The organism is Bartonella queenslandensis (assembly GCF_018155095.1).
Lineage (GTDB): Bacteria > Pseudomonadota > Alphaproteobacteria > Rhizobiales > Rhizobiaceae > Bartonella > Bartonella queenslandensis_B.
Map to the genome: position 1 here is coordinate 31,864 of NZ_NAAI01000002.1, position 22,335 is coordinate 54,198.

Genomic DNA, 22,335 nt, shown 5'->3' on the forward strand with positions numbered 1-22,335 from the left:
GAACCAGGGCGATGCCCAGCAAGTTGCGGAAGAACTGCAAAAAGCAGAAGATGATCTATGGGCCATGACGCACTATATTTTGCACGTTAAAGCGGTCGTAAAAAATGATGAATGCTCCATTACAGTAAATCCAACAGACCCTTTTTTTAAAAAGCTGCGTCTTTCTCAATTGCACTATCAAATGGGGCGTAAAGTGCCGCGCGGACAGCGTTATAACCTCTCGTAACCTTTAGCAAAGGCCGTGTTGACGCATTGTTTGGAAGGCGATTTAGAGTGCGCCCATCTTGAAATTCAAGCCGGCAATGGATTCCAATCAGGTGATAGAGGCTGTTTAGCGCTTTGGCGTGAAACGATTATGGCGCAAACATTTTATCAAAATAAACTCATTTTATGCGGCACAATGCCTAATCATCATTTAACGCAGGAAGAATGCGCGACGCTCAAGCTTGCCCCCGAGAGCGAAAGAACACAGCTCAACGAGCTGAAATCAACAGCGCAACAAATTTCAAATTTTGCTGAACGATTTAAGCTCAAGCAAAAAATCGCCGGTCTTGACAAAAAACAAAAAGATGAAATATGCAAGGGAAGACAAGCAATAGAGCTGTTAAATCTCAAATATAAAGAAGAAATGCAAAAGGCTACGCATTATCATAAGCAGCGTTCTTTTGTTTTGTTTACATTTTTATGTTAAATAAAACAATCAGAATCAAGAGATTAGAGGTGTTTTGTGGCGCAAAAAAACATTATTGGAAAATCCCACGACAATATAGAAGAGCGGATTGAAGAGCTTAAGCGGCTTTTTCCTGAGGCTGTAGTTGAGGGCAGATTAGAGGAAGATGTTTTGCGCACATTGTTAGGTGATGAATTTGACAATGAGAATGAAAAATATCGCTTTGAATGGAAGGGCAAGCAAGAAAGCTTAAAGCTTGCGCAAAAGCGCTCCAGTGCGACATTACGGCCTGATTTTGCTGAAAGCAAAGATTGGGAGACGACGCAAAATCTTTATCTTGAGGGTGATAATTTAGAAGTTCTGAAACTACTGCAAAGAGCCTATTTGCGGCAAGTGAAAATGATCTATATCGACCCGCCTTATAATACGGGTAATGATTTTGTTTATCACGACGATCTCAAAGACCCGGTCGCAAATTATAAGGAACTCACAGGCCAAACCCTTCGCGCTAACCCTGAGACCACGGGGCGTTATCATTCTAATTGGCTGAATATGATGTATCCGCGGCTTTTAATTGCGCGAAGCTTTCTTCGGGACGACGGGGTGATTTTTATCTCCATTGATGATCATGAGGTGCATAATCTCCGCAAACTTTGTGATGAGGTTTTTGGCGAAGAGAATTTTAGGAATATGATCACTATTAGGCGTGGTGCAAAATCAGTGCAAGCTCAATTTTCTACGTGGGATAAACTAGGTCAGGACTTGGAGTATATTTTATTTTATACAAAAAATAGTCAATATAGATTCCCAAAGCAGCTAAAAAAGTTAGAAGATACTCGATCGGGGACGTGGAATAACCATTGGAGAGGTACTGATCGTCCCTCTATGCGCTATGAAATTTTTGGCATTAAACCTGAAAACGGCCAATGGCGTTGGAGTAAGGAGAGAAGTCTGCAAGCGATTGAAAATTATAAAAATATGCTGCAGGAGCTAGGAGAAACAAATGAAACTATTTCTCAAGAAAAAATAGATTTATTTTTTCGAGATAAAGGGCTCGAGAACTATGATATGTTACGCCTTTCCAAAAGTGGAAAACCTGAGCATTATATCCCAGAAAGTAGTCATACTCTATTGAACAGTTCATGGGTTGATTTAGTGGTTGGTAATTCTTCAGAAGTTATGAATTTATTTAACCATAAATTATTTGATACACCTAAGTTGACGTCTACCATTAGAAGAATGTTAAATTTTACGGAAGCAGACGACCTGATCTTAGACTTTTTTTCAGGCTCAGCGACCACGGCCCATGCTGTTATGCAACTAAACGCTGAAGATGGCGGCAAGCGGCGCTTTATCATGGTGCAGCTCCCGGAAAAAACCGCCGAAGACTCCGAAGCCTATAGAGCGGGTTATAAAACCATTGCCGATATCGGCCGTGAGCGTATCCGCCGTGCGGGCGAAAAAATCAAAGCCGAAAACCAGCCAATTGCCTATGATCTAGACATTGGCTTTCGCTCGTTTAAACTTGACAGTTCTAACTTAAAGCAGTGGAACAGCGACTTTTCTGGCATGACGCAAGAGCAGCAATGGAATTTATTTCTAGAGCGCGCTGAAAATGCTTTAGAGTCATTCATCCCCGGCCGTTCAGAATTGGATATTATTTATGAAACTTTGCTCAAATATGGCTTACCGCTTACCGAAAAGCTTTCGACAATGACAATTGAGGGCAAGCAGTTTTATGTCGTGGGAGAAGATGGCTATGTTGTTATTTGTTTGGAGCAAAATATAAAGGTCGAAATGATTGAGCAGTTGATCAATGTTCATGCACCGGGGGCCATCCTCTTTGCCCAACATTGTTTTGCAGATGACAGTGCACTGGCCAATAGTGAACTGATTTTGCAAGACGCTGAAATTGAATTTAGATGGATTTAGAGAGGGATATCATGAAACTACATTTTAATACGCTTGCTTACCAACAAGAAGCCGTAGATTCTATCGTGTCTCTTTTTGCCGGTGAAGCGTCACTCGCGCAGCGATACAGCCAAGAATATGGCGATTTGGCCGGCCCATCAATCGTCAATCATCTTTCAGTGAATCAGGATCAGATATTACAAAATCTGCAAACCGTGCAAAAACGCAACTCTATCCCCGCCAGCTTGGATATCGCCCAGCGCCAGTTTTGCATTACTATGGAGACTGGTACTGGTAAAACCTATGTTTATACCAAGAGCATTTATGAGCTTAATGCGCATTATGGTTTGACCAAATTTATCATAGTTGTGCCTTCTGTTGCTATTCGTGAGGGGGTAAAGAAATCACTCGAGATAACCCATGAGCATTTTCAAACGCATTATGGTAAAAAACCTATTCGCTGGTTTGTTTATAATTCGTCGAAATTATCGGATGTGCGTGAATTTGCCCATAGCACCCATATTGAAGTGATGATCATCAATATTGATGCTTTTCGTAAAAGCGAAAATATCATCAACCAGCCGATGGACCGAATGAATGGCGACCGACCAATTAATCTGATTGCTAATGTTTGCCCTATCGTGATTATTGATGAGCCTCAAAGCGTGGCCAATACGGCTAAGGCTAAAGAGGCTATCAGCTGGCTCAATCCATTATTTGAATTGCGTTTTTCAGCAACGCACCATGAAGAGATCAACCCGATTTACAACCTCAGCCCTATCGACGCTTATGAGCAAGGGCTGGTGAAGCAGATCAGCGTTTCCTCTCTCTCGACACAAGATAATTTTAACCAGCCTTATCTTCGGTTGGTTAAGGTTGATCATAGCAATGGCTACAAGGCGCGCATTGAATTAGACATTAAAAAATCGGACGGAACGATTGCGCGTACCACCAAAACTGTCAAGCTGAAAGAGGATTTATATTTGGTTTCTGGCGAGCGCGAGCAATATCGTGATTGGCAGATTACCGACATTGATTGTTTGGAAGGCTATGAAAAGATAGAACTCAATGGTTCCCGATCGCTAGCGCTTGGGCAAGCGATTGGAGATGTGTCAGAAAAAGATATTCGTCGCGCGCAAATTCGCAAAACCATTGAGCACCACCTTGATAAAGAATTGCAACTTTTGCCGCGGGGAATAAAGGTTTTATCTTTATTCTTTTTAGACCGCGTCGACAATTATCGCGTCTATGGTGAAAACACAACGCAGTGCGGTGAATATGCGCGTATCTTTGAAGAAGAATATAACAACCTCATTCAATTGCAAAAATATCAGAGCTTAGAAAAGTTTTTGCCATATTTTACTGAAGCAAAGAGCGCCCATGATGGTTATTTTAGCAAGGATAAAAAGGGCAAGCTCAAGGATACGCGCGGTGACACGGCCGATGATCAAAACACTTATGCTTTAATCATGAAGGATAAAGAAAAGCTCTTATCGATGGATACACCCTTGCGGTTTATTTTTTCTCATTCGGCCTTGCGTGAAGGATGGGATAACCCCAATGTCTTTCAGGTTTGTACATTGTTAGAGCAAAGCAGCACTTTATCGGCGCGCCAGCGCATTGGCCGTGGTTTGCGCTTATGTGTTGATCAAAGGGGCGAGCGGATTTATGATAAAGAGCTTAATCGCTTGCATATTATTGCCACAGAAAGCTTTGCAGAATTTGCCGATAAATTGCAAAGGGAAATTGAGAGTGAAACCGGTATAAAATTTGGGGTTATCGATATTTCTACATTTGTAACGATGGAAATTCCTGTTTCTGCAGCTCAGCCTTTAGGTGTGGATGTGCCGCAAGAAATCCAAGCAGATTATGAAAGATGGCAGCAGGATTCTAGCATGCCAGCTTCAGCCGCGCATGATGAGCCTATGGCCGGTGAAGAAAGTGAAATGGTCTTGCCAGAGTTTCAACCATCCGTACGGCCAGAACCAAAGGTACAAATGGGCCAGGCGCAAGCGGCAAAGTTGCTCACCGCCTTAGTCGCGCAAAATGTGTTGGATAAAAAAGGAAAATTGACAAAAGTCGCTCAAGAAAAAATCCGCAGCGATAGTTTGATCGAAATGTTGCCCGCGGCCTATCAGCCGATTTCTAATCCAATTATTGCAGAAATTCGCAAGGCAGATAGACATATACCTCTTCGTGACGCTTCTAAAGAAGTTAAAATTAAGCTTAAAAAGCAGGTTTTAGAAGACGCTGATTTTTTGGCCATATGGGAGAAAATCAGCCAAAAAACGCGTTATCGAGTGCAACTTGATCAAGAGAAATTCCTTGCAGAGATAAAGGAAAGGCTAAAGGCCTTGCCGCCGGTAGAAAAGCCCAAGATTGAAGAAATAACGGCAGATATAGATGTAAACCAGCAAGGCGTTGAGGCCGAGCAGCAGCAGACACGCTCATTCCAATTAGATCAGTCGTTCACGACCATACCAGATGTGATGACAATGCTCAGGCAAGAAAATAAAATCACCGCGCGTACTTTATGGACGCTTTTAAAAGAACTCAAATTTGAGCAGGGTTTTTTAAATAATCCTGAAAAATTTGTTGAGCAAATTCATCTATTAATCAAGCAGACAAAAGCGGCCATGTTGTCACAAGGCATACGCTATATTAAAATCCACGGTGAGGCTTATGCAGCGCAAGAATTATTTGATAAAGAAGAACTCACGGCCTATCTAGAGCAGTGCGTTGAAACCAGCCGGAGTATTTATGACCGTGTCAAAGTGGATAGCGCTATTGAGTCTGCTTTCGCACAAGATTTAGAAAAAGATCCTGATGTGCGCTTTTTCTTCAAGCTTCCCAAAAAATTCAAAATAGATACGCCTTTTGGTGGTTATAATCCAGACTGGGCTGTTCTTTTAAATGAATATGGCGCTGATAAGCTGTATCTTGTGGTTGAAACTAAGGGGTCTGTTCAGGAATGGCAACGCCGCGTAAGCGAGAACGCAAAAATCCACTGTGCGCGTCAGCATTTTGCAGAGCTTGGAGCCGTCACCTACAAAGATGCCGACAGCTGGAAACAGGCTAAGCCAGCCGCGTAAATGCCAGTTTTCGCGTGCTATTTCGGTTATGCGGCGGATAAACCGTCTAATTGCCGTACTTTATGCGGTGATTATCTTGGCCTTGACACAACTAGGCTCTTGATACGACGTAGCACAAGATCCTGTAGTTAAAGGAAGGAGGCTTTTGTTCAAAATCCGGGCGGTGGACGTAGCACTTAAACCGTGAGTAGCGGTTTCCAATGAAAGCAAAGGCGTATGGATTCTTTTTGAACTATTGTACTAACTTATTTGCTCATGGTCTCACCGCAATGCAAAGGGAACTTGATCAACAGTGCGTATTGCAACAAAGAAACGCTTTATAGTTGTTTTTAAAGGGCTTTTTCATTAGATTATAGAGAGCGCTATCGCAAATTTGTTGCTTTGGGTGTCAATATACTGCCAAGCTTAACTAAATAATATTATTAAAATGTCTTTAATCGCAGCTTGTCCGTAGATTTTATGTATTTTGGCTTGAGTTTTGTACCAATCTATTTTTCAAAATATTTTAAAAGAATTCATAAAAGATCTTCAAAACCTTTCAAATTCCTTTATCATTGTTGCTCATAAATTCTCATTTTTACAGTTTTTGCACCTTTTTTGATTCTCTATCACAAAAATTCAATTCAACAATAAAGAAGAACATAGTAAAATTAAAGGGTTATCTATATTTTCCTCTGATTTTATATTTGCTTAATTAGTACAGAACTTATCATCAAATCACATTTATTTTTGTACGTCTTGTCTCAATATGTTCGAGCAACCCTAATGTCGAACTATCGCGATTATCCGCTTTACTTTCTCCACGAAGAATTGGTAATAACTCGTTTGCTAATTCTTTACCAAGTTCAACACCCCATTGATCAAATGAATTAATATTCATTAAAATCCCTTCAACAAAAATACGATGCTCATAAAGTGCAATGAGACGACCGAGTGCAAAAGGCGTTAATAAATCTTGAACCAACGTAATGCTTGGACGGTTTCCTTTAAAACTTCTATGAAGTGCTAAATGATCTGCTTCACGTTCATCAACGCCATTTTTTATCAAGATATGCCGAGCATCTTCAATACTACGGCCCTTCATCAAGGCTTTTGATTGTGCTAAACCGTTTGCGAGCAATATCTCATACATAGAATGTAAATTTTTCTCATGCCCTTTTATAAATAAAATAAATTCTACAGGAATAACATCTGTTCCTTGATGCAGAAGCTGAAAAAAAGCATGTTGACTATTTGTTCCTGAATCACCCCAAACGATCGGGCCACTTGAAAAATTTAATGGTTTTCCATCCAGCGAGACTTGCTTCCCATTTGATTCCATATCAAGCTGTTGTAAATAAGCTGGAAAATGTATTAAGCGCTGTGCATAGGGAATGATAGAACGTGATGAATAACCACAAATAACACGATGCCAGAACCCTAAAAGAGCAAATCGAATAGGAATATTTTTATGCAAAGGCATGGTTTTAAAATGTTGGTCCATTTGCAAAGCACCATTGAGAAATTGGCGAAAATTTCGCCCCCCTATTGCAAACATAACAACAAGCCCAATGGCGGACCAAATTGAATAACGTCCTCCAACCCAATTCCAAAATTTAAAAACTCTGGTCGAATCTATGCCAAATTCTACGACTTGATCAAGCGCACTCGAAACAGCAACAAAATGCGTGTCAATAGCTTCTTCCCCTAAATGTGAACAAATCCACTGACGTGCAACTTGAGCATTTACCATTGTTTCAGTCGTTGTAAAAGTTTTAGAAGCAATGACAAAAAGCGTTGTTGCTGGATTCAAAATAGAGAGAGTATCAGAAATATGGGCACTGTCAGCGTTAGAAACAAAATGACAACGTGGACCATCATGATAAGGTTTTAAAGCATATGTGACCATTGCTGGACCAAGATCAGAGCCCCCAATACCAATATTGACAATATCACTTATTCTCTCGCCACTGCTTCCCTTATAGCTGCCATCACGTACCTTTTCAGAAAATCGTTCCATATCTTCAAGAACGTCTTGAATATCGGGAATAAGATTATGACCATCCAACATGAAAATTTCGTCAGCAGGTAAACGTAATGCAATATGAAGAACGGAGCGTTTTTCCGTTGTATTAATCGCCTGACCAGAAAACATCGCATCACGCCGGCCTAATACATCTGCTGCGACAGCTAAATCATCTAAAAGTTGCAATGTTTTAAATGTTACACCACATTTTGAAAAATCGAAAAGAAGATCATCAAGCCTAAGAGAAAAATGGGAAAAACGCTGGTCATCCTCTAAAAAATGCTGACGAATATCATAAACCCCATCCTTTGCAGCATGCCTGTTTAAAGCTCTCAATGCAGCTTCAAAAGCCTTTTCATTTCGAATCGAAAAGCCATCTCCCATAAACTTATCCTATACGGTTATTGATAATGAAATCTATGCACAAACAATAACAAAGCAGAAAACGTTTTCTTGATTGCTCGCTCTTTTCACTGCTCATATAAAGAATGAAGGAATATAAAAGTAGAACATAAAATCCGAAAATGATATTTTTTACAAGAATAAAATTTCAAATCCTTTCTACTCGATACATTATTTAGCTTGATTGAGTTCTTTTATTAAGCGCAAATCTTCTTCTGCTTTTGATCTTATAAAACGCCCCCAAAAAAGATAAACAACCGGCGTAACGTAAAGCGTAAAAATAGTGGCTAAACCTAAACCACCAACGATAACCCAACCTAAAGCTATACGCGCTTCCGCACCAGCACCTTTGGCTAAAACCAAAGGAATCCCCCCTAAAATGGCACAAATCATTGTCATACAAACTGGACGAAGGCGAATGTTTGCTGCTTCTTCTATAGCTTCACGCACGCTTCTTCCCTGATCACGTAATTGATCTGCAAATTCAACAATGAGAATACCATTTTTTGCCATGATGCCAATTAACAAAATTAATCCAATTTGACTGTAAATATTAAGACTCACACCACTTAGTAGCATAGCAATGATAGCACAACCTATTCCCAATGGGACAGTGGCCATGATAATGAATCCTGAAATAAAGCTTTCAAACTGAGCAGCTAAAATCAACAAAATAATCAAAAAGGCAATACCAAAAACAATCATAAAATTGGAAGATGTTTCATTAAGTGTTTCAGCTTCCCCTAAAGGAACCACGTAGGTTCCTTTCGATAACAAAGGAGATGCAATTTTCTGTACCGTTTGATAAGCATTCCCTAAAGTGATATCTGGAGCAAGATTTGCGCTTAAAATGACAGCACTCATGCGTTTTTCCCGTTTTAATTGGGGGGCGATAGCTTTTTCATGCAAACGCGCAATAACCGATAAAGGAACATACCGATTGTCTTTGGTCTTTAAAAAAATATTTTCTAAATCACTAGGACTCTTCATAGAATTTTTACGCGATATTAGTTTAACATCGTAAGAGTTGATCATCTACGTTAATAGAACCAATCTTTTTACCATCCAACATTGCTTGTAATGTATCGCCCAAATTGGTGATATCAATCCCTAAATCGGAGGCTTTTTTTCGATTGATTTCAATAAAAAATTGCGGTTGTGTGGCATCAACAGTAAGACGTGGGCGAATAAAACGCGGATCAGCTTGGAGAGCACGTACCAACTTATCAGCAATGGGTTGTAATGTTCCATAATCATTGCCAAGAATTGCAAATTGTAATCCTTGCCCAGTTCCTCTCACACCCAGAGAATTTCCCTGCGCAGCAAAGACAAAAACTGCCGGAAACTGTCTAACCTTTGCATTAACATCTTTTACGATTTCTTGCTGACTGCGTAAACGTTTATCCCAAGATGAAAGCAATAAAACCAAAAAAGCAGTATTGGGTGAACCACTAATACCCGCGATAGAGTAACTATTAGCAATCTCACCCGCATCACGTAATGGCTGTAGACTTTCTTCAATTTTCTCTACCTGCTCGTTCAAATATTGTGTTGAAATACCTTGTGGTCCATTAATAACCAAAAAGATAAGAGCTCTGTCTTCTGCTGGCGTTAATTCTTGTTGCAACTTCGTATAGCCTCCAATGCAAAGAGCAGCAAAAACAAGTGAAGTAAAAACAACAGTCCAAGGCTTTTCTAAACACTTATGCAAACTGTAAGTATATATCTTATGAAAAAAAGTCCCTAATTTATATAAAAAAGCAAAATGATGGGACTTTTTCTCTTTCTCCTCAATATGTTCTTTGAGAAAACGTGAAGCCAACATAGGACAAAGCGTTAAAGCAACGATTGAAGAAAGCAAAATAGAAATTGCCAAGACAAAACCAAATTCTCTAAAAAGTCCTCCCACTTGTCCAGGAAGAAAGGAGATAGGGACAAATACAGCCACTAACGTCAATGTTGTTGCAACAACGGCAAAAAATACTTCACGGGTACCCAACACTGCTGCGGCTCTAGACCCTATCCCCATATTGCGCCACCGAACAATATTCTCAAGAACTACAATAGCATCATCCACAACAAGCCCTGTTGCTAAAACAAGTCCTAAAAATGTGAGAATATTCAATGAAAATCCTACAAGATAAATAGCTGCAATGGTACCAATCAAAGCAACAGGAAGAGATACTGCAGGTATCAGCGTTACACGAATGTCTCTGAGAAAAAGAAAAATAACCAAGATAACACTCAAAATAGCAATAACCAATGCCACTTCAACCTCATGAAGGGCGCTTTTAATAAAAATTGCATCGTCACTAATAACGTCTATATGTACAGAAGAAGGAACGACACTTTTAAGATTATCAACAACGGCTCTCACGCCTTCAGAAATATTAAGGGTGTTGGATTGTGCTTTACGCACAATCCCTAATCCAATACCGGCCTTTCCGTTGATACGAAGAATAACCGTTTCTATATCTGGCGATAAAGTAACATGTGCAACATCACCAAGATGTACATGAGGCTTTAAAACAACCTGTTCAAAAGATTCTGGTGTTGTTAAACGTGCCGTAGCACGCACAACTAAATTTTGTTTAGAATTGCGTAATGATCCTACTGGCACATCCGTTGTCATATCAGCAAGAACACGTGAAATATCTGCTACAGTTAATCCATAACTTGCAAGTTTTGCTTGATCTATATCAATCTGAAAAATCTTTGTGCGAGCACTATCGACCTGTACATCACCAACACCATCAACAGCAGAAATTGCATCAACAATCTGATCGTCTACAACTGTTGTTAAATCATCAACACTCATTGTTGGTGACGTCACAACCAAATACATCATGGCAGCCGCATTCGAATCTGCTTTAATAATCAAAGGCGAATCTGCATTTTTGGGTAAAGAATAAGCAATGCGAGACAGAGCATCACGAATATCAGATGCCGCAACATTCAAATCAACACCGACATTAAAATTAATCTGCACACGAGAACGCCCAAAAGAAGATGTTGAAGAAATCGTCTTAACACCTGAAACACGAGAAACAGCATCTTCTATAATTTTTGTAACTTCACGATCAATTGTTTCTGCCGAAGCACCAGAAAACACCGTTACAATCGTTGTTACGGGAGTATCAACATCGGGTAATTCTCTTATATCAACATTCAACCATGCTGCAAATCCTGCAATGATGATCATAGCATTTAAAACAAAAGTAAAAACCGGTCTGCGAATAAATAAGGCAATGAGACCACCTTGCTCCACCTGTGACATAGGCTGTTTTGTGCTCAATTCTTGGCTCATTGTATATCCGCTCCATAAACCGCTGATAATTACTATTGATGAGACTTTGGATCATCAATCGTTACTTTACTTCCTGAATAAAGCATTTGTACTCCCTGAATGACAACTTGATCACCCTTTTCTAGGGGAGCTTTTACGAAAACTTGATCCGCTTTATGTTGAATAATTGATACGGGAATAGACTCTACTTTTCCTTCTCTCACACGCCAAACAAATGATCCTTTACTGTTCCATTGAACCGCAAGAGGATTAACGACAGGGAAAGAACCACCATGAAATTGCAAGGCAATAGAAAAGGACATGCCAGACATGAGTGTATCTTTTTCATTATTGATTTCAACCTGAGCATGAAGTGTGCGACTTTCTGGGTCAATGACATTATCAATCGCGTAAATATGACCGATAAAAGATTTATCTGGCTGCGCGGTTAATGTTGCCGTTACCTCATCTCCCTTACGGATCTGTGATGCATATCGTTCAGGGACCCATATATCGACCAAAATACGTTCTCTATTCTCAATACGCCCTATTACAGTATTAAGGGTTACGTTATTCCCCGTATCAACGGGTAAAATACCGACAACTCCAGAAATCGGTGCACGAATTGTTCGCCGATCGAGGTCTACCTCAGCATTACGCAAAACTAGATTTGCGTTATCCAACTCTAAACGCGCTGTAATTTCTTGAACTTCCGTTGCTGTATTGCTGGCACGTAATTTAAGAATGCGTGAAAGCGTTAACGCATTATTATCACGTTGTACTTTTGCTTTTGCGGCCGCTATTTCCTCCTTTTTAGAATCAAGCTTTGCAATCGCATCACCTACTTGTACTTTTGTACCAGCAGACACAAAAAGCTTATCAATAACACCTGATGATAAAGGGGTTAAATCTACTTCAGTAAGAGCTTGTCCACTCCCTAAAACGTTAAGCTGTTCATAAAAATCTTGAACTTTTACTAGATCAACGACAACATTTGTCGGTGGTCTTCCCATTTTTTCCTTTGAATCTTTATATGATATACTTGTTTTATCCACTGTAGAGATGGGTTTTTCTGCACTCTGTTTTCCAGCCCAATAAGTAACCGTTAAAACAACAATTAAAAACACCAATGGAAAGATCTTTTTTAATAACGCCATACATCCACCTTTGCTGTGTCATGTTTATCTGAAATGGTTTTCAACGGTAATATCGGCGTTTTACAAAAAAACCAAACAGCAGGTATATATCTTACCCCCCACCGCAAAAAACATATATCATCTCTGGCTGACTATCGTTCATAGATGAAAACATCAAGTTAACTATCGTTCATATTGCGTGGCAGGGTCACAACAAGAAAATGACCTTCTCAAAAATCTAACCGAAACCATAATATATGATAACCTTTTTTTAATATCTCATAAAAAAAAGAGATTTTTTTTATTACAATCCAAGTTTTACTTGCATTTCTTTAATGAAACGATTAGGAACCCTTGTGTCTTAGACAATGTAGAAAATCAAAATGTGTGCACCCGTAGCTCAGCTGGATAGAGCACCAGACTACGAATCTGGGGGTCAGGAGTTCGAATCTCTTCGGGTGCGCCATCTATCAGTAATATCTTACTCATATTTAGACTCCCTGAATTCTTTTTATGTGATTTATTTTTTGCTTATCTCTGATCTTTTTATGGTTTTTTATTCCATTTTATTGTGAGTCGTTTTTTAGCGATAACTGTAGCGATCGCGTGAGTTTGGGTGTTGATGCTTTCTTTTTCTCAATCTATACGCTTGTTTTTGATCTCTTCTGGATTATACTTTTTAATCAGTTGGATAATTTTTACGTGCTTGTTTTTCTTTTCCATTAATGGATATTTTCGAATATTTCATTTTTATCCACCCTATCTTAAGAGAGACTTTAGGTGTGCCCCCCAAAATTGTGGTTTATCGCTCTCTAAAGCTTTTTCAGTACGTGATCCGAAATAACAAAGATGAGATATAAAAATCACATCAATATCGCTGTATCAAAAATCTTTAAATTAATTACTCAAAGACTTGCTTCTGATGTTCATCATTAGCTGATATTGAGAGTAATATTGCAGACTAGCTAAAAATTTACCGAAACTTAAAAAATAGAGATTTTTTTCCCAAAAAACGATTAAGAATTCTCTTGTAGTCCTTTAGCATTATCTCTTGCGTGCCATATCATTGATCTCTATGATATCGTATACTTTCTAGTCTTTATGGATTCTTCTTATTAATCCATAGAGGACAGATCCCTAGCATTAATAAAAGCTCAATTTAGAGAATTTTTCCATGCACAAAACAGATATTGAAATTGCTCGCACTGCTAAAAAGAAGCATATTACTGAAATTGCACAAAAAATTGGTATCTCACATGAAAATCTCATTCCCTATGGTCATGATAAAGCTAAAATTTCTTCTACATACATAAAATCACTCAATAAAAATCCAGATGGTAAACTTATCCTTGTTACGGCTATCAATCCCACACCTGCTGGAGAAGGAAAAACAACAACAACAGTTGGACTGAGTGATGCTCTTAATCTCATTGGCAAAAAAACAATAGCCACTTTGAGAGAACCGTCTTTAGGCCCTTGTTTTGGTGTCAAAGGTGGTGCAGCTGGTGGTGGTTATGCGCAAGTCGTCCCAATGGATGACCTTAATTTACATTTTACCGGTGATTTTCATGCTATTACAGCAGCCCATAATCTTCTTGCCGCAATGATCGATAATCATATCTATTGGGGGAATACTCTAAACATTGATCCACGTCGCATTGTTTGGAAGCGTGTTCTTGATATGAATGACCGTGCATTGCGCGATATCGTTATTTCATTAGGGGGCATAACAAATGGTTTTCCACGCCAAACAGGTTTTGATATTACTGTTGCATCAGAAATTATGGCACTTCTTTGTCTTGCTGAAAATTTAGAAAACCTTACACAAAGACTCAAAAAAATTATTGTTGCCTATCGTCATGATAAAACTCCCGTAACAGTGGCTGATCTCAATGCAGAAGGCGCAATGGCAGTTCTTCTCAAAGATGCCATACAACCCAACCTTGTACAAACAATTGAAAATAATCCTGTTCTCGTTCATGGAGGACCTTTTGCCAATATTGCGCATGGTTGCAACTCAGTTATAGCAACAAAAACCGCTTTAAAACTGGCTGATTATGTTGTCACAGAAGCAGGATTTGGAGCCGATCTTGGAGCAGAAAAGTTTTTCAATATTAAATGTCGGCAAACAGGTATTGTCCCAAATGCAACAGTGATTGTCGCAACGATTCGTGCATTAAAAATGAATGGTGGTGTGGATAAAAATAACCTGACAGAAGAAAATATAACCGCTTTAGAAAAGGGAGCAGCTAATCTTATACGACATATCAAAAATATGGAGCTCTACGGTATCCCTTGTGTTGTAGCGATTAATCATTTTGACAGCGATAGCGATGCTGAAATAAGAACATTACAGAAAATAGTTGCAACAACTGGACACAAAGCACTTATCTGTAAGCATTGGGAACAAGGTGGAAAAGGGACTATAGAACTTGCACAAGAACTCGTTGCCTTAATTGAAAAGCAAGATTCCAATTTTAAAGTTCTCTATCAAGATGATATTCCCCTCGTTCAAAAAATTAATTGTATTATAACAAAGCTATACGGTGGGCGTGGCGCCATCATCTCAGCTTCTATTCTTAAACAACTTGAATCTTGGGAAAAAGAAGGTTTTGGCACCTACCCTATCTGTATGGCAAAAACACCTTATTCTTTTTCTGCTGATCCCAAGCAATATGGTGCTCCTGTTGATTTTGAAATTCCTGTACGAGAAGTTCGTCTCTGTGCGGGAGCTGGCTTTATCGTTGTCATTTGTGGAGATGTTATGACCATGCCCGGCTTACCGCATTATCCTGCCGCTGAAAAAATTCATCTTGATGAAAATGATCAAATACAAGGACTTTCATAAATTTATAACCGTAAACTCTCTCTTCATTATAAAAAGAATAGAATTTTAAAAAAGCGATATAGACAAATATCTTATTTATATGATATAAATCTCTGTCCTTTTGAATTTACCTTTAAAAGGGCGGAAGTTTTTCCTATCATTTATGAAACTGAAAAAAGCAGGATAAATAGTGCAAGTACTCGTCCGTGATAATAATGTTGATCAAGCGCTCCGCGCGTTGAAAAAGAAGATGCAGCGTGAAGGTATCTTCCGTGAAATGAAAATGCGTAGTTATTATGAAAAGCCATCTGAGAAGCGTGCTCGTGAAAAAGCTGAAGCTATTCGTCGTACACGTAAGCTTGCTCGTAAGCGTGCGCAAAGAGAAGGCTTTGTGAGTAATGGACGAACTGTTGCGGTGAAGTGATATACTTTTGATGCATCATAGAATTGCATAAGCAATAGAGAATAAGTTATCAGAGAATTTTATCTTCATAGGCAGTTGCAATAGGTTGCTTATGCGTGTGGTTTTGCCTCGTATTTTAGTTATATGAACTAACATGTTAATTATCAGTGATGAAGTTTCTTGTCATAGGGATAGAGTTTACTTCACTCTTATAATTTTCAAAATAGATAGCAAATGGCACTTTAGATATAAGCGACTTGTTCCTATGTAGGATGTGGATTGAGTGTAAGTGTTTTATTATCACTTTTTTTATGATTTTCCTCCTTCTTTATTATCTCTCAAATAGCTGTTTCTTATAGCAGGTTTTATGATAATTTTCTTTTTTGTCCTTAAATATTCTGAAGCTTGCAAAGATTTTAGATCAGATTACAAGATGCAAATGGCTATCACAATATGCGATTGTGTGTGAGGATATGAAAATACATAATCCTCTTTCCCTTCACTTATGTAATGAAACGATATAATTTCATAACTCTTTATATCTCTTGATGCTATCCTTCCAAAAGATGAAGAATTTCAACCCCTACACTACAGATTCTTTTTTCTTGATGAATTTCTTCTACTCATCACTTATGTAATTGACTTTATAAGCGTATCGAATAAGCTCTTCTCTTTCATCAAGCTTTTTATACTGAATTGAAACAAAAGAAAATTGAAAATAAACAGAGAAAACGCTGTATTTTAATATGGGTATAGGTTCCTTATATTATCATTTTTAATGAAAATGTTTTTACAATTTAATAACGATTTTAAATTGATAACTTATTGATTTATCATCATAAGTAATCGTTTTTCATATGAAGTAATAACTCTGAACAGTAAATTATTTCAACACATTCTTATATTGAATCAATTAAGATTTTTTGCTTGTATACATCATAAGCGGTTTTTTTTCGCAACTAGAACAAAAATGTTTCTTATGAATGCTCTAAATAATAGGAAAAGCATAACATTGAGGACTATGAAATAAGATGATGGTACCATCTTAACACGGATGAGCACTATCATTGCATAAGAGCATAGTATAGCAAATTTCATGCATTGAATTATCACGGAAAACTATTCTGTTGAAATGAGCCCTTCATATATCAATCGACTCTATAATGTTGCTCATTTTTTACGCTTAAATGCTTCATTCATAGTATTATTTTGTACCATTCAAAACTATCTTCTCAAGCCACACTATAATCCGTTTACTGAACAGTTTTCGTATTCATAATATGCATAACTATGCTTTTATTTCGAGACATCCCCTTGGAAAAAAGAGACAATATTTTAGCATTGAGCTCCTATAGAAAAACTGCCCCTACCACAATATACTTTACTGTTTTAATATCTTTCTCACGCATACAGCGCGCTAAAAATCCAATATTTATTTACAGCTATCCCCTTATAAACACCATAAGTTCTAAGAAATTCAAACTTTTGTTTTCCTTATTTCTCTATTCTCGTAACAATTTTTTCATTGTTTAGATCTCTTTAACGAGCGATATGGCATAATTTTTATTAGTCTCCAATCTTATCTTCCAGATTTTAAATGACCAATATATGATGAAATAAAGGAGTTCAGTGTGCAAAATTCTCGTTGGTCTCACGTTTTAATGCTCGCATCATGTATCTTAATAGCAAAAGTCATTGTATTGGGTTCACCGCGTTTGTTGCACGCAGAAACACTTAATCAAAATTTAGGTCCCAGTGGTTTACCACTCCCGCGATTTGCTTCGCTTAAACCTACTCGTGTTAATGTACGCGTTGGGCCAGGAAGTAACTATTCTATCATTTTTACTTACAAAAAGAAGGGATTACCTATTGAAATCATCCAAGAATATGATCAATGGCGCAAAATTCGTGATGCAGAAGGTGATGAAGGGTGGGTGTATCAATCGCTTTTATCGGGAAAGCGAACTGCTATAACTATTCCATGGCAAAAAGATAAAACAAAAAGGCTAATGCTACGAAAAAAACCCACCGACAACGCAGAACTCGTGGCAGAAGTAGAGCCTAATGTCATCGGCAATATCCACCAATGCGATGGACAATGGTGCGAAATCACTCTCAATAACGTTCATGGATGGCTTTATCAACCTCAATTATGGGGGATTTATCCTGATGAAAAAATAAAAGGCTGGTGAATACTCAAATGCATTAAGTTTAATTTTTATTTCTCATTGAACGCCCTCAATCCCTATCATGAGATTGATTTTTGGGTTTCAAGCGCACGATCAAATCAACATGTGAAATTTCCATACCTTCTGGTGGCTTAGGCAAATTTCTAATAATGGAAGTCTTTTCCAAATCACATGGAATATCAAAAATACGATTTTCACCTTCTATATAAAAATGGTAGTGATCAGAGGTATTGGTATCAAACCAAGTTTTTGAGCCTTCTACGGCAATAATCCGTAACAATCCCGCTTCCGTAAATTGATGAAGCGTATTATAAACCGTTGCTAAAGATACAGGAACACCTGCCATCACCGCTTCCTCATAGAGCTCTTCAGCAGTAATATGACGGTTGCCTTGAGAAAAAATCATCTGCGCAAGTTCTAACCGCTGACGTGTTGGACGCAAACCATTTCCACGCAAACGTTTTTCTAACATAGAAGTGGAATAATATCGCACACCTTCTCCACACTCTTTTGTGAACTGTTGCTCTTCATTCATATCCAAATTATCTGCACTTTCTGACATGTTACAAACCAAAATATCTTCCTGCTTCAATAAGATAAAAATAGAAAAAATGGGAACAGTACGGTGCAATCTTGTATTCCATTTTTAAATAATTATCTATGTAGAATACATAAAAAAGAGCCTTTGTCATTAAAAATGATATAAAATCATTTCCCTCTCTTTAAAATTTGCTCTAAAAGTTAAGTCGGGGAAAAGCGCAGAAATAAAAATGTATGCAAATAAATGGAGTCACAATGGCTGAACAAAAGTCTCGCTACACTTATGAAGAGCTTCTAAGCTGCGCTCGCGGCGACATGTTTGGTAAAGGTAATGCGCAATTGCCAGCACCGCCAATGTTGATGGTTCATCGAATCACTCAAATTAGTGAAACTGGTGGTAAATACGATAAAGGAATGGTTCGTGCTGAATTTGACATTACACCAGACCTGTGGTTCTTTAATTGTCACTTTATAGGTGATCCCGTCATGCCAGGATGCCTTGGATTGGATGGTATGTGGCAATTAACAGGTTTTTTTCTTGGTTGGTTAGGCGAACCAGGCAAAGGGAGGGCCATATCAACAGGTGAAGTAAAGTTATCTGGTATGGTAACACCACAAACCAAACTTCTTGAATATGGAATAGATTTTAAGCGTATTCGACGTGGAAATTTAGTCTTAGGAATAGCTGATGGATGGCTAAAAGCAGATGGAGAAACTATTTATAAGGCAAATGATTTGCGCGTTGCTTTATTCAAAGAAAATTGAATGTTATTTTCATCAGGAAGAATTTTTTACTATTCTGTATGGAATAAGGAGGTATGAATGCGCCGAGTTGTTGTAACCGGAATGGGAATTGTCTCCGCCATTGGAAACGACCCCCAAACCGTTTTAACCAGTTTACGTGAGGCAAAATCCGGAATTTCTTACGCACCTCAATACGCTGAGTTAGGCTTTCGTAGCAGAGTTTACGGCAAACCCGATATTAATATAGAAGAACTCGTAGATCGACGTGCTCTACGTTTTCATGGACGTGGAACAGCTTGGAATCATATTGCCATGGATCAAGCGATTGTTGATGCTGGTCTAGAGCCTCACGAAGTATCAAACGAACATACAGGTATTATTATGGGTTCTGGAGGTGCTTCAACGCAATCAATCGTAGAAGCGGCTGATGTTACACGCCAAAAAGGTCCAAAACGTGTTGGGCCTTTTGTTGTTCCTAAAGCGATGAGTTCTACAGCATCTGCTACATTAGCAACTTTCTTTAAAATAAAAGGAGTCAATTATTCAATCTCTTCAGCTTGTGCTACCTCCAATCATTGTATCGGGAATGCTTATGAAATGATACAATATGGTAAACAGAAGCGCATCTTTGCCGGTGGCTGCGAAGATTTGGATTGGACACTCTCTGTTTTATTTGATGCTATGGGCGCTATGTCTAGCAGATATAACGACATCCCTTATAAAGCTTCACGTGCCTATGATGTCAATCGTGATGGATTTGTCATTGCTGGAGGCGCTGGCGTTTTAGTCCTTGAAGATCTAGAACTTGCTAAAGCGCGTGGGGCAAAAATCTATGGAGAAATCGTTGGATATGGTGCGACATCCGATGGACATGATATGGTCGCTCCATCAGGAGAGGGAGCAGAGCGGTGCATGCGCATGGCCCTTGCAACAGTCAATAATAAAATTGATTATATCAACCCCCATGCAACAGCAACACCTGTTGGTGATCCTCCTGAAATAGAAGCTATTCGACGTATTTTTGGATCGGGTGATCAATGTCCACCCATTTCTGCTACCAAATCTCTAACAGGACATTCCTTAGGAGCCGCAGGTGTTCACGAAGCAATCTACACTTTGTTAATGATGAATCATAATTTTATTTGTGAAAGTGCCCATATTGAAGAACTTGATCCAGCTTTTACTGATATGCCAATCGTTCGTGAACGACGTGATCATCAACAATTGAATACCGTATTGTCAAATACTTTTGGCTTTGGCGGTACCAATGCAACACTTATTTTTCAACGCTATGTATAAATGAAAGTTCTTAGTAATTGAAAAAAGTACGGTCTTACGGAGAATAATATGAAAGGTTTGATGGAGGGCAAACGTGGCCTTATTATGGGGATTGCGAATGACCATTCAATTGCTTGGGGCATTGCCTGTCAACTCGCACAAGCAGGAGCTGAATTAGCTTTAACTTATCAAGGAGAGGCTTTCGGAAAACGTGTTCAGCCGCTCGCAGATAAGCTTGGCTGCAAATTAATTCTAGAGTGTGATGTTGAGAAAATTGAAAATGTTGACTACGTCTTTGAAAAACTTGAAAAAGAATGGAAAACTATTGATTTTATTGTCCATGCTATTGGTTTTTCAGATAAAAATCAGCTAAAAGGGCGTTACGTTGATGTGACAACACGTGAAAACTTTCAACGTACAATGGTTATTTCAGCTTATTCCTTTACTGAAATTGCTCAGCGCGCGGGAAAGCTTATGCCTCATGGAGGAGCACTTTTAACCCTTACTTATGGAGCTTCACAGCAAGTTGTTCCTAATTATAATATCATGGGAGTCGCTAAAGCTGCTCTAGAAGCTATGGTCCGTTATTTAGCGGCAGACTTTGGCCCTCAAAATATCCGCGTCAATGCAATTTCTGCCGGTCCTGTTAGAACCCTAGCAGGTAATGGTATTGCAGCTGCACGTGCAATATTTTCACATCAACGCCGTAATGCCCCATTACGTCGTACCGTGGATATTCATGAAATTGGAAAATCCGCTCTTTATCTACTCTCTGACTTGTCATCAGGCGTTACCGGTGAAATCCATTATGTTGATTCAGGCTATAACATCATGTCTATGCCTATACTTGAAGAACTGAAAAAAACTGAAGATTCCCAAGAAGGATAAAAAACATTCGACTTACAAAATAAAATCGATCATCTGTAGACTGCTTTAGTTTCGTACTGAATGCTTTCTCTATTAGACTGAGCTTCATGGAAACAGCCTTCAAGTCCAATCTGTTGCCTATATGATGATATACAACTTTCACTAGAGGAAGATGACCGGTTACAAAAAAAGAAATCATTACGAGATAGCAAACGGTTTGTTTTAAGATTTTTAATGCCTTTGATGAAAGGGGAAACCAGATTTTACTGTAGTATTATACTTTCTTTTCATATTTTCGAGGCAAGGATAATCCATATATTTTTCTCGATCTGACCTTTATGAATTAATACAAAGGATGCGTATTCCCCCGTAAAGATAAGCCAACACAAAGCAAATTGTGTCATTGCTATTGTTTTACAAAATTTATAAAAAACCGATTTATCTCTCCAATCCATTTTGCTGGAAAGTTTTGTGTTTTATCATGTTGTTTTCCTAACAAAGCCCATGCTCTTCCACGGCTTTTAAATCAACATCCAATCCCAAAACCCCAACATATTTAGAACAAATATTAAGGCTGTTTAGTGTCTTCTCTACTGTTGCAGCTTCTCTATGCCAAATGGAAGCAGGTATGTTGGGTATCTCTGTTTTATTTATCTCTAAAACGGAGAGACACCCTAATTTCGCAAGAATATAAAGGCATAAAGGAAGGAGCCATCTTTCGGCTTTACCATCATCCTTTAATTCAGATGTACGGCTTTTTCAAAAGCATCTACAGCAATATCTTTTAAATAATGAAGATTATCCCTTCTCTCATGCCTTTGTTTATCACGTGTCTTTTTGGAGTCATAACCTTCATGCAAAACAAAGTAGCCTAAACCCAATGCATTTGGGTTGCCAATTCACGTGTTAAAAAAAAACATCTCGCTCCCAAGCTCACTTCGCAACGGAAGAAACCGTAAGTATAACTATAAAACCATTGCATACC

General features: G+C 38.5%; 13 protein-coding genes, 1 tRNA gene and 1 pseudogene. 11 read left to right on the forward strand and 4 right to left on the reverse strand.

Annotation, left to right across the window (positions count from 1 at the left end):
• The first annotated feature begins 64 nt into the window (after positions 1 to 64).
• The 4 genes from B5V81_RS01465 to B5V81_RS01480 are packed head-to-tail and all read left to right on the forward strand — an operon-like array spanning position 65 to position 5,673.
• Positions 65 to 226: a hypothetical protein gene (locus B5V81_RS01465; protein WP_212111516.1), complete on the forward strand. Its 162-nt coding sequence runs from the start codon at positions 65 to 67 to the stop codon at positions 224 to 226.
• A gap of 15 nt (positions 227 to 241) precedes the next feature.
• The gene (locus B5V81_RS01470) at positions 242 to 691 is read left to right on the forward strand and encodes a hypothetical protein (RefSeq protein ID WP_212111518.1); all 450 of its coding nucleotides are present in this window, start codon (positions 242 to 244) and stop codon (positions 689 to 691) included.
• Positions 692 to 727: 36 nt separating this feature from the next.
• Positions 728 to 2,602 (forward strand): site-specific DNA-methyltransferase, encoded by a 1,875-nt coding sequence (locus B5V81_RS01475; protein ID WP_212111520.1) that lies wholly within the window; start codon positions 728 to 730, stop codon positions 2,600 to 2,602.
• 11 nt (positions 2,603 to 2,613) lie between these two features.
• Positions 2,614 to 5,673 (forward strand): restriction endonuclease, encoded by a 3,060-nt coding sequence (locus tag B5V81_RS01480; RefSeq protein WP_212111522.1) that lies wholly within the window; start codon positions 2,614 to 2,616, stop codon positions 5,671 to 5,673.
• Between the two features lie 712 nt (positions 5,674 to 6,385).
• Here B5V81_RS01480 and pgi read toward each other — a convergent pair.
• The 3 genes and pseudogenes from pgi to B5V81_RS01495 form a co-directional block, all read right to left on the reverse strand.
• Complete coding sequence (gene pgi, locus B5V81_RS01485) at positions 6,386 to 8,062, reverse strand: glucose-6-phosphate isomerase (protein ID WP_212111523.1); 1,677 nt, start codon at positions 8,060 to 8,062, stop codon at positions 6,386 to 6,388.
• Between the two features lie 189 nt (positions 8,063 to 8,251).
• Positions 8,252 to 11,387: pseudogene (locus B5V81_RS01490) on the reverse strand (efflux RND transporter permease subunit).
• Between the two features lie 32 nt (positions 11,388 to 11,419).
• Positions 11,420 to 12,523 carry an efflux RND transporter periplasmic adaptor subunit gene (locus tag B5V81_RS01495; RefSeq protein ID WP_212111524.1) on the reverse strand — a complete coding sequence of 368 codons (1,104 nt, stop codon included), beginning with the start codon at positions 12,521 to 12,523 and terminating at the stop codon, positions 11,420 to 11,422.
• 368 nt (positions 12,524 to 12,891) lie between these two features.
• On the opposite strand from B5V81_RS01495, the gene B5V81_RS01500 reads away from it, so the two are divergent.
• The 4 genes from B5V81_RS01500 (at position 12,892) to B5V81_RS01515 (ending at position 17,924) form a co-directional block, all read left to right on the forward strand.
• A tRNA-Arg gene (locus tag B5V81_RS01500) sits at positions 12,892 to 12,968 on the forward strand.
• Positions 12,969 to 13,676: 708 nt separating this feature from the next.
• Complete coding sequence (locus tag B5V81_RS01505) at positions 13,677 to 15,350, forward strand: formate--tetrahydrofolate ligase (RefSeq protein WP_212111525.1); 1,674 nt, start codon at positions 13,677 to 13,679, stop codon at positions 15,348 to 15,350.
• Between the two features lie 169 nt (positions 15,351 to 15,519).
• Positions 15,520 to 15,753, forward strand: a complete 234-nt coding sequence (rpsU, locus tag B5V81_RS01510) for a 30S ribosomal protein S21 (RefSeq protein WP_012754552.1) — start codon at positions 15,520 to 15,522, stop codon at positions 15,751 to 15,753.
• A 1,610-nt stretch (positions 15,754 to 17,363) separates the two neighbouring features.
• The gene (locus B5V81_RS01515) at positions 17,364 to 17,924 is read left to right on the forward strand and encodes an SH3 domain-containing protein (RefSeq protein WP_212111526.1); all 561 of its coding nucleotides are present in this window, start codon (positions 17,364 to 17,366) and stop codon (positions 17,922 to 17,924) included.
• A gap of 46 nt (positions 17,925 to 17,970) precedes the next feature.
• Here the strand turns inward: B5V81_RS01515 and irrA are convergent, their stop codons facing one another.
• On the reverse strand, positions 17,971 to 18,483 hold the full coding sequence (gene irrA / locus B5V81_RS01520) for an iron response transcriptional regulator IrrA (RefSeq protein ID WP_280527997.1): 513 nt from the start codon (positions 18,481 to 18,483) through the stop codon (positions 17,971 to 17,973).
• Between the two features lie 233 nt (positions 18,484 to 18,716).
• On the opposite strand from irrA, the gene fabA reads away from it, so the two are divergent.
• From fabA to fabI, 3 genes are read left to right on the forward strand one after another with little or no spacing between them, the layout of a single operon-like run.
• Positions 18,717 to 19,226: a 3-hydroxyacyl-[acyl-carrier-protein] dehydratase FabA gene (fabA, locus tag B5V81_RS01525; RefSeq protein ID WP_212111527.1), complete on the forward strand. Its 510-nt coding sequence runs from the start codon at positions 18,717 to 18,719 to the stop codon at positions 19,224 to 19,226.
• 57 nt (positions 19,227 to 19,283) lie between these two features.
• Positions 19,284 to 20,504: a beta-ketoacyl-ACP synthase I gene (gene fabB, locus B5V81_RS01530; protein ID WP_212111528.1), complete on the forward strand. Its 1,221-nt coding sequence runs from the start codon at positions 19,284 to 19,286 to the stop codon at positions 20,502 to 20,504.
• Between the two features lie 48 nt (positions 20,505 to 20,552).
• Positions 20,553 to 21,371: an enoyl-ACP reductase FabI gene (gene fabI / locus B5V81_RS01535; RefSeq protein ID WP_212111530.1), complete on the forward strand. Its 819-nt coding sequence runs from the start codon at positions 20,553 to 20,555 to the stop codon at positions 21,369 to 21,371.
• Positions 21,372 to 22,335: the final 964 nt, after the last annotated feature.

Bases quoted from the DNA above. Each gene is read 5' to 3' on its own strand.
- B5V81_RS01465 (WP_212111516.1), top strand. From the start codon at position 65: ATGACGCACTATATTTTGCACGTTAAAGCGGTCGTAAAAAATGATGAA.
- B5V81_RS01480 (WP_212111522.1), top strand. From the start codon at position 2,614: ATGAAACTACATTTTAATACGCTTGCTTACCAACAAGAAGCCGTAGAT.
- pgi (WP_212111523.1), bottom strand. From the start codon at position 8,062: ATGGGAGATGGCTTTTCGATTCGAAATGAAAAGGCTTTTGAAGCTGCA.
- B5V81_RS01495 (WP_212111524.1), bottom strand. From the start codon at position 12,523: ATGGCGTTATTAAAAAAGATCTTTCCATTGGTGTTTTTAATTGTTGTT.
- B5V81_RS01505 (WP_212111525.1), top strand. From the start codon at position 13,677: ATGCACAAAACAGATATTGAAATTGCTCGCACTGCTAAAAAGAAGCAT.
- irrA (WP_280527997.1), bottom strand. From the start codon at position 18,483: ATGTCAGAAAGTGCAGATAATTTGGATATGAATGAAGAGCAACAGTTC.
- fabA (WP_212111527.1), top strand. From the start codon at position 18,717: ATGGCTGAACAAAAGTCTCGCTACACTTATGAAGAGCTTCTAAGCTGC.
- fabB (WP_212111528.1), top strand. From the start codon at position 19,284: ATGCGCCGAGTTGTTGTAACCGGAATGGGAATTGTCTCCGCCATTGGA.
- fabI (WP_212111530.1), top strand. From the start codon at position 20,553: ATGAAAGGTTTGATGGAGGGCAAACGTGGCCTTATTATGGGGATTGCG.